At 51.0% G+C, this 6,294-nt stretch carries 7 protein-coding genes and 1 pseudogene; 1 reads left to right on the top strand and 7 read right to left on the bottom strand.

Annotated features, from left to right (window positions below; all coding sequences use genetic code 11):
- Both ACTCIA_RS15930 and ACTCIA_RS15925 read right to left on the bottom strand, forming a co-directional pair.
- A partial coding sequence (locus ACTCIA_RS15930; RefSeq protein WP_463002792.1) for a nucleotidyltransferase domain-containing protein occupies positions 1-143 on the bottom strand: 143 nt, incomplete at its 3' end.
- A gap of 160 nt (positions 144-303) precedes the next feature.
- Complete coding sequence (locus ACTCIA_RS15925) at positions 304-627, bottom strand: HigA family addiction module antitoxin (protein WP_463002791.1); 324 nt, start codon at positions 625-627, stop codon at positions 304-306.
- Between the two features lie 199 nt (positions 628-826).
- Between ACTCIA_RS15925 and ACTCIA_RS15920 the strand changes: the two are divergent.
- Positions 827-1,996 (top strand): annotated as a pseudogene (locus tag ACTCIA_RS15920) (IS4 family transposase).
- Here ACTCIA_RS15920 and ACTCIA_RS15915 read toward each other — a convergent pair.
- The 5 genes from ACTCIA_RS15915 to ACTCIA_RS15895 all read right to left on the bottom strand — a co-directional run.
- The gene (locus ACTCIA_RS15915; protein WP_463002790.1) at positions 1,982-2,287 is read right to left on the bottom strand and encodes a type II toxin-antitoxin system RelE/ParE family toxin; all 306 of its coding nucleotides are present in this window, start codon (positions 2,285-2,287) and stop codon (positions 1,982-1,984) included. The pseudogene ACTCIA_RS15920 and the gene ACTCIA_RS15915 sit on opposite strands and share 15 nt — an antisense overlap.
- Positions 2,288-2,772: 485 nt before the next feature.
- Positions 2,773-4,089 carry an MFS transporter gene (locus ACTCIA_RS15910; protein ID WP_463002789.1) on the bottom strand — a complete coding sequence of 439 codons (1,317 nt, stop codon included), beginning with the start codon at positions 4,087-4,089 and terminating at the stop codon, positions 2,773-2,775.
- Positions 4,090-4,092: 3 nt separating this feature from the next.
- Complete coding sequence (narI, locus tag ACTCIA_RS15905) at positions 4,093-4,776, bottom strand: respiratory nitrate reductase subunit gamma (protein WP_463002788.1); 684 nt, start codon at positions 4,774-4,776, stop codon at positions 4,093-4,095.
- Complete coding sequence (gene narJ, locus ACTCIA_RS15900) at positions 4,776-5,327, bottom strand: nitrate reductase molybdenum cofactor assembly chaperone (RefSeq protein ID WP_463002787.1); 552 nt, start codon at positions 5,325-5,327, stop codon at positions 4,776-4,778. Before narJ ends, narI begins: the two co-directional genes overlap by 1 nt.
- On the bottom strand, positions 5,320-6,294 hold a 975-nt coding region (locus ACTCIA_RS15895; protein WP_463002786.1), incomplete at its 5' end, for a 4Fe-4S dicluster domain-containing protein. The genes ACTCIA_RS15895 and narJ, both read right to left, overlap by 8 nt.

The raw sequence follows: 6,294 nt of genomic DNA, 5'->3' as shown, positions 1-6,294 counted from the left end.
CCATCAACCAGGACGAGGAAGTCCCAGTCTGATTCCGCGATTGCATCTCCACGCGAGCGTGAGCCGTAAAGAATGATCTCAGCGCCGGGTTCCACTTCGTGGACGGCTCGCCTTATTTGCTCAAGTAATTTCTCTCGCTTCATATAAACACCTCGTACGTTTTAGATCGCTAACGTTGGAAGCCAGGAGCAGCCAGGGCTTCCACTGGCTTAGTTAAAAATGTATGAAGTTCAAGCCCCCTCGCCCTACCAAAACGCCGCCGGCCCTGGCTGTCACCTGGGCTGACTGGATCGGCGGACTCTTTTACATATGGGTTGTGTGTTCAGAAGACGTATAGGGCTTTATCATACGCAATTCTCTTTCTTCTGAATTTTTAGCACGATATAAGTCCCATCGAAGCTGCATATTCATCCAGAAATCCTCTGACATGTTAAAAAATTTTGCCAAGCGTAAAGCTGTGCTGGGTGTAATACCGCGCCGCCCATTTACAATCTCATTAATTCGCTGGTAAGGAACATGAATCGCCTTAGACAAATCTCGTTGCGTTATAGACAGTGGAGCCAAAAATTCCTCCACCAACATTTCTCCCGGATGCGTCGGCTCTCTGTATTTGGGAATTCTAATCATAATATTCTCCTGAATTTTCAATGATAATCGACTATTTCAACACACTACTGTCCGGTTAAGCCAGATTGAATAAAGCGTAACCATTTTTAAATATTGAAAAAATTGCTGTTTAAAAGTGTTATCGATTTGAAATTTTCCACTGTCAGCGATACGCCTTCCCGCAGGGGCTTTCTAAAAATCTTGCGGGAGGGAAAATGTAATGAACGTTGGCAGCACTGTATTCTCTCAGATTATGGATTTTTTACCAATGCACCAATTCCGACGGTGCGTTGACCGGTATCAGGGCAACTACCGGGTTCGTTCTTTTACATGCTATGATCAATATCTTTGCATGGCCTTTGCCCAGCTGACTTATCGTGAAAGCCTTCGCGATATTGAATGCTGCTTACGGGCCATGGATAAAAAGCTATAGCATTGCGGCTTCCGGGGGAAAATTTCTCGCAGCACATTGGCCGATGCCAACGAAAGCCGTGATTGGCGAATTTATCGCGATTTTGCCCAGCGACTAATTGTGCTTGCAAAAAAACTCTATGCCGGTGAAGACTTCGGTGTCGAGCTTGATGAAACTGTATATGCATTGGATGCCAGTACGATCGATCTTTGTTTATCGGTTTTTCCATGGGCCCGGTTCCGAAAAACCAAGAGCGCGGTTAAATTGCATACACTACTGGATTTAAGAGGGAACATCCCCACATTTGTTGATATCACCGAAGGCAAAGTGCATGATGTTAATGTATTGGATGTTCTCGTCCCTGAAGTCGGCGCCATTTATGTAATGGATCGTGGATATCTGGATTTTGGCCGCCTGTTTTCCACGGCCCAAACACCGGCTTTTTTCATCATACGCACAAAGGCCAATACCAAAGTGCGGCGACTGTATTCACAGCCTGTGGATAAATCCTGCGGTTTGCGCTGTGACCAGATCATAGTTTTAGATGGCCACAACAGCCGAAAGCATTATCCCGAGAAGCTGCGTCGAATCCGATATTTTGATGAACAACAAAATCGAAATCTGGTTTTTTTGACCAACCATTTTGCATTGCCAGCATTGACAATCGCTGATCTTTACAGATGCCGCTGGCAGGTGGAGCTCTTTTTCAAATGGATCAAGCAGCATTTACGGATTAAAGCGTTTTTTGGTACATCAGAAAATGCCGTTAAAACTCAAATCTGGATCGCTATCTCGGTATATGTTTTGGTCGCGATCCTGAAAAAGCGCCTCAAAATAGAGCACAGTCTCTACACAATTTTACAGCTATTAAGCTTGACTCTTTTTGAAAAAATATCGTTATCTCAGTTACTTAAAATTTCTAGTTACGAAATTGAAAATGACTGCAAACATATCCAACTGAAATTATTTGATTCTTAACCGGACACTAATGATTTCAACATTATCTGCATTGCCATTATCCCATTTAAAACATACGCGATACTGATCATTGATTCGAATACTGTACTGCCCATCACGATCTCCTGACAGGGCTTCCAAGCGATTTCCCGGCGGAACCTTTAAATCGTCAAGGTTTGTTGCGGAGTCAACCTGCTCCAGTTTTCTCGCAGCTAAAATCCAAAGATATTGAGGGCATAGTTTTCGGGCAGCCTTGCTGTTTTTCCCATCGAAAATATCTTCTGTACCCTGATCTTTAAATGATTGTATCATGAAAGCACAGTAACACGGTATCCATGCTATGTCAAATATTTTATCGCCGAACAATGATTAGACTGCCGAAGTTGCTTAGAATCAATCCAGCTGTTCGGCAGATGATTGGTGATATCCTGCAAATCCTGCAGTTATAACCTCCAACAAAAGTTCATAACTGCAGGATATAAAATCTGAAATTCGGGCTCTTTATTAAAAGAATGTGGTTGCTTTGAAATTTTGGGAATCGATATTCCGGGAAGAATTCTTTGAAACATGCGCTTGCCCTTCCGCTGTTTCCGGGTGTGGGGTGGAATCAAACGGGCGGATTTTTTCGAGTACACATGTGATATATTCACATACAACTGAATTAAACCGGAATGTCAAGAGTAAATGGGATTATGACCAGAAACTGAAGGGTTAGAGGCAGAAAACTCCGTGCCGGCCGGTCTTTTTGGTGGCAAATGCCGGCGCATTCTTTAAGGAAAGGAAACCCTGCCGGCCATTTACAAGGTCTTGTCCTCAGGCGGGGGATAACGGTACAGCACATATAAAAGCCCCAGGGCGATGAATGTGAGGATGGTAAAGACGGCAAATCCGTTGCTGTAGCCGGCCACCGGGGAGATGGCCACAAACAGGCCCATGGCCGGGGGGATGACGAATCCGCCGAATGCGCCCAGGCCGCCCACGATGCCCGAGGCCCCGCCCACTGCGGCGGGTGTGTAGCGGGGAACCAGTTTGAACACGGCGGCATTGGCAAAGCCCATGCCGAGGGCCATGATCATCTGGCCCAGAAAGGCCAGGGCAAAGGATTCGGCCACAAGGACCATGAGGATGGAGCCGGCAATGACGGCAAAAAACGAAAACAGGGCCACTTTTTCGCCGGTGAAAATGTCTGCTGCCCGGCCGCCGGCCACCCGCAGAAGAGATGAGGAAAGCGAGTAAGCAGCGGTGAGAAACCCGGCGGACATGATGCTCATTTTGAAAAACTCGGACCAGTAGGTGGGAAACCAGACTGTCAGGGCGATAAAACCGCCGAAGTTGATAAAGTAAAAATAGGTCAGAATCCAGGTGCGCCAGTTGCCCCCGGCTTTTTTCAGCGAATCGGTTGCATTGCCGGACGGCAGCAGCTCCTGGCCGCAGGCATGGATCAGAGCGTCTTCATCGATTTCAATGCCCATTTCCCGGTATTGGAAATACGGGGCATCTTTCATAAACAGCATCACCAGCACAAACACCGCCAGCACGAATCCCGCCCAGACAATGTAGGAAAACTTCAGCCCCATGGCCGCCACCATGGCAGGCAGCAGCATGGCAAACAGGCCCGGGGCGAGATTGCCCAGCCCGGCATAGGCGGCCAGGGCCGCGCCCTGTTTTTTCTGGGGATACCAGTAGGAAACCGTGGGAATGCCCACGGAAAATATGGCAATGCCGCAGCCGCACAAGATACCGGCCAGCAAAAACAGCGGAAACTGTGCGGCCTCAGGCTCTGGAAACAGGGCAAACAAAAGCGCCAGGCCGATAATGCCCGCGCCTGCCAGGCCCAGCAGGATAAGGATGGGCTTTTTACCGCCCATGCGGTCCACGGCCGCGCCAAAGGGAATGCGCAGCAGTGATCCGGTCAGAGACGGCGAGGCAGACAGCACGCCCATGAGCACCGCGTTGATTTCCATGGATTCCTTTATGCGCGAAACAATGGGCCCGAATGCCGAGACCCCGGCAAACCCGGCAAAAAATGCAAGCGTGGTCCAGGTCAGGGCCGCGCTCCGGGTGGACTGGGCATAACAAACAGCCCCGTTTTCATTGTTGTTTTCATCTGCCATGGTTTAGACTCCTTTTGGACCGGCTAATTTTCTGAAAATCACATAGCTTCGGTACAAATAGGTCACGGGCGCGCTCCAGATGTGCACCAGCCGGGTAAAGGGCGAATAGGCCAGAAGCAGAAACGCGCTTAGGATATGCAGCTTGTAGGACACCGGCACCGGGGCCATGAGCGCGGGATTGGGGGCCAGCACCACGATGCTGCGGATCCAGGGAGCCACGGAGTAAAGCACGTCATAATGGGTGAATACCACGTTGTAAAGCCCCAGCCCGGAAACCACCAGAATCAGGACCAGCAAAACATAGTCATGGATTGAGGTGTTTGACGCAATCCGGTCCTGGCGGATTCTTCGCACCAGCAGCCAGATAACCCCGGCAATCATAAGCAGCCCGGCCGCCAGACCCGCCCAGTAGGCCATGAAATTATGGGCGGCTTCATTGATGCCAAAGACGTCATAAACCCGCTGGGGGATCAGCATGCCCCCGGCATGGCCCAAGAGGGTCAGCAGCGCGCCCCAGTGAAAGATGGTAATGCCGCCCTTGAGGCTGTCTTTGTGCAGAAACTGGGAAGACGCCGCGTTCCAGCGTTTCCAGTCCGTGACATACCGCCAGGCATGGCCGAGGACAAAGATTGTCAGGGCGATATACGGAAAAACGATAAAACCCAAAATATGGATAAATCCGCTCATCAGGCCCCCTTTTTGTATTGGTTGGCGCAATTCTCAAATGTTTCGCTCAAAACCTGAAAAATCCCGGCATACGGGCTTTGCATGGATTTGAGCCGCTCTGTGAGCATTTTTACGGTTTGCCGGTGCTCTGCGATCACCCATTGAAAGTCGCCGTTTGTTGACTGGGACATGAGTTCGAGCACCATGGGCAAGTAATCGGGCAGATCCGTGCAGACCGGATCAAACCCGGCCTGATCAAATGCCCGGGCAAACCGGGCCAGGGCCGGGCCCCGCTTTGCGCCGTCCTGGTATTCATGCCAAGTCAGGTTCATGCAGGTGTCGGGATTTAGATCAAATGCCGCGCAAAAGGCTTCCTGGACGCCCAGGTGCGGGGTTTCGGTGAGGTATTGCAGAAATTTCCGGATATGAACGCGCCCTGGCTCGGCAAATACCTGCTCGATCCCGGTGGTGGCCGAACGCAGGGAGTCAAGGGTCTTTTCATCCGGAAACTGGAGCAGAAACGACAATGCCTTGATCTGTTTTTGAAAACCCGTGTCCATAACTTTACTCAAATCCTTTTTCGCCTTGTGTCATGCGCATGTCCGCCTGATCCGGGGTCGGGGCTGTTGGAATCACAAACCGGTCCTTGTGCTTGGCAATGGCCAGCAGGTCATAGGTCTCCAGCATCGTTGCTGCATCTGTTTTTTTATCCAGTCCGGCCTGCTCAAGTATGCTTTTGTCCGGGGTTTTTTCCAGGCGCATAGAGCGCATGTAGGCCCGCAGGGCCATGATATATTTAAGAGACCGGCGCACCGGGGCCTCGTCACCGGCTGCCAGGAGATTGGCCAGGTATTTGACGGGAATGCGCATGTCCAAAAGGGTTTCATCAAAATCAGTGTGTTCAGCGCCGGTCTGCACGGGGCTTAAGGGCGGAACATACCAGACCATGGGAAGGGTCCTGTATTCCGGGTGAAGCGGCAGGGCCAGGGGCCATTTGCGCATGAGCTTGTCTGTGGGCGAGTTTTGGGCGGCCTTTAAAACCCCCTGGGAAATGCCCTGTTTTTCAGCCTCATCAAGCACCTTGGGATCATTGGGATCGAGCATCATGTCCACAAGGGCCGGATAGATGTCTTTGGGATCGGCAGCGGATGCGGCCTTTGATATGCGGTCTGCGTCATAGAGGATCACACCCACATACCGGATCCGGCCCACGCAGGAGGCAGAGCAGAGCGTTGTCATGCCGCTTTCTGTTCTGGGATAGCAGAAGATGCATTTTTCCGAGGTGCCGGTTTTCCAGTTGAAATAGACCTTTTTGTAGGGGCAGCCGGACACGCAGTAGCGCCAGCCCCGGCAACGGGCCTGATCCACCAGCACGATGCCGTCTTCATCCCTTTTGTAAAGCGCGCCTGACGGACATGAGGCAACACATGCCGGATTTAGGCAGTGCTCGCACAGCCGGGGCAGGTAAAACATGAAGGCCTGCTCAAATTCCAGGTATTTCCGGGCCTCCAGGCCGGCAAAATTGGTGTCCGCGGTGCC

The organism is Desulfosalsimonas sp., assembly GCF_055149105.1.
This window is presented reverse-complemented; position numbering and strand designations above follow the sequence as displayed.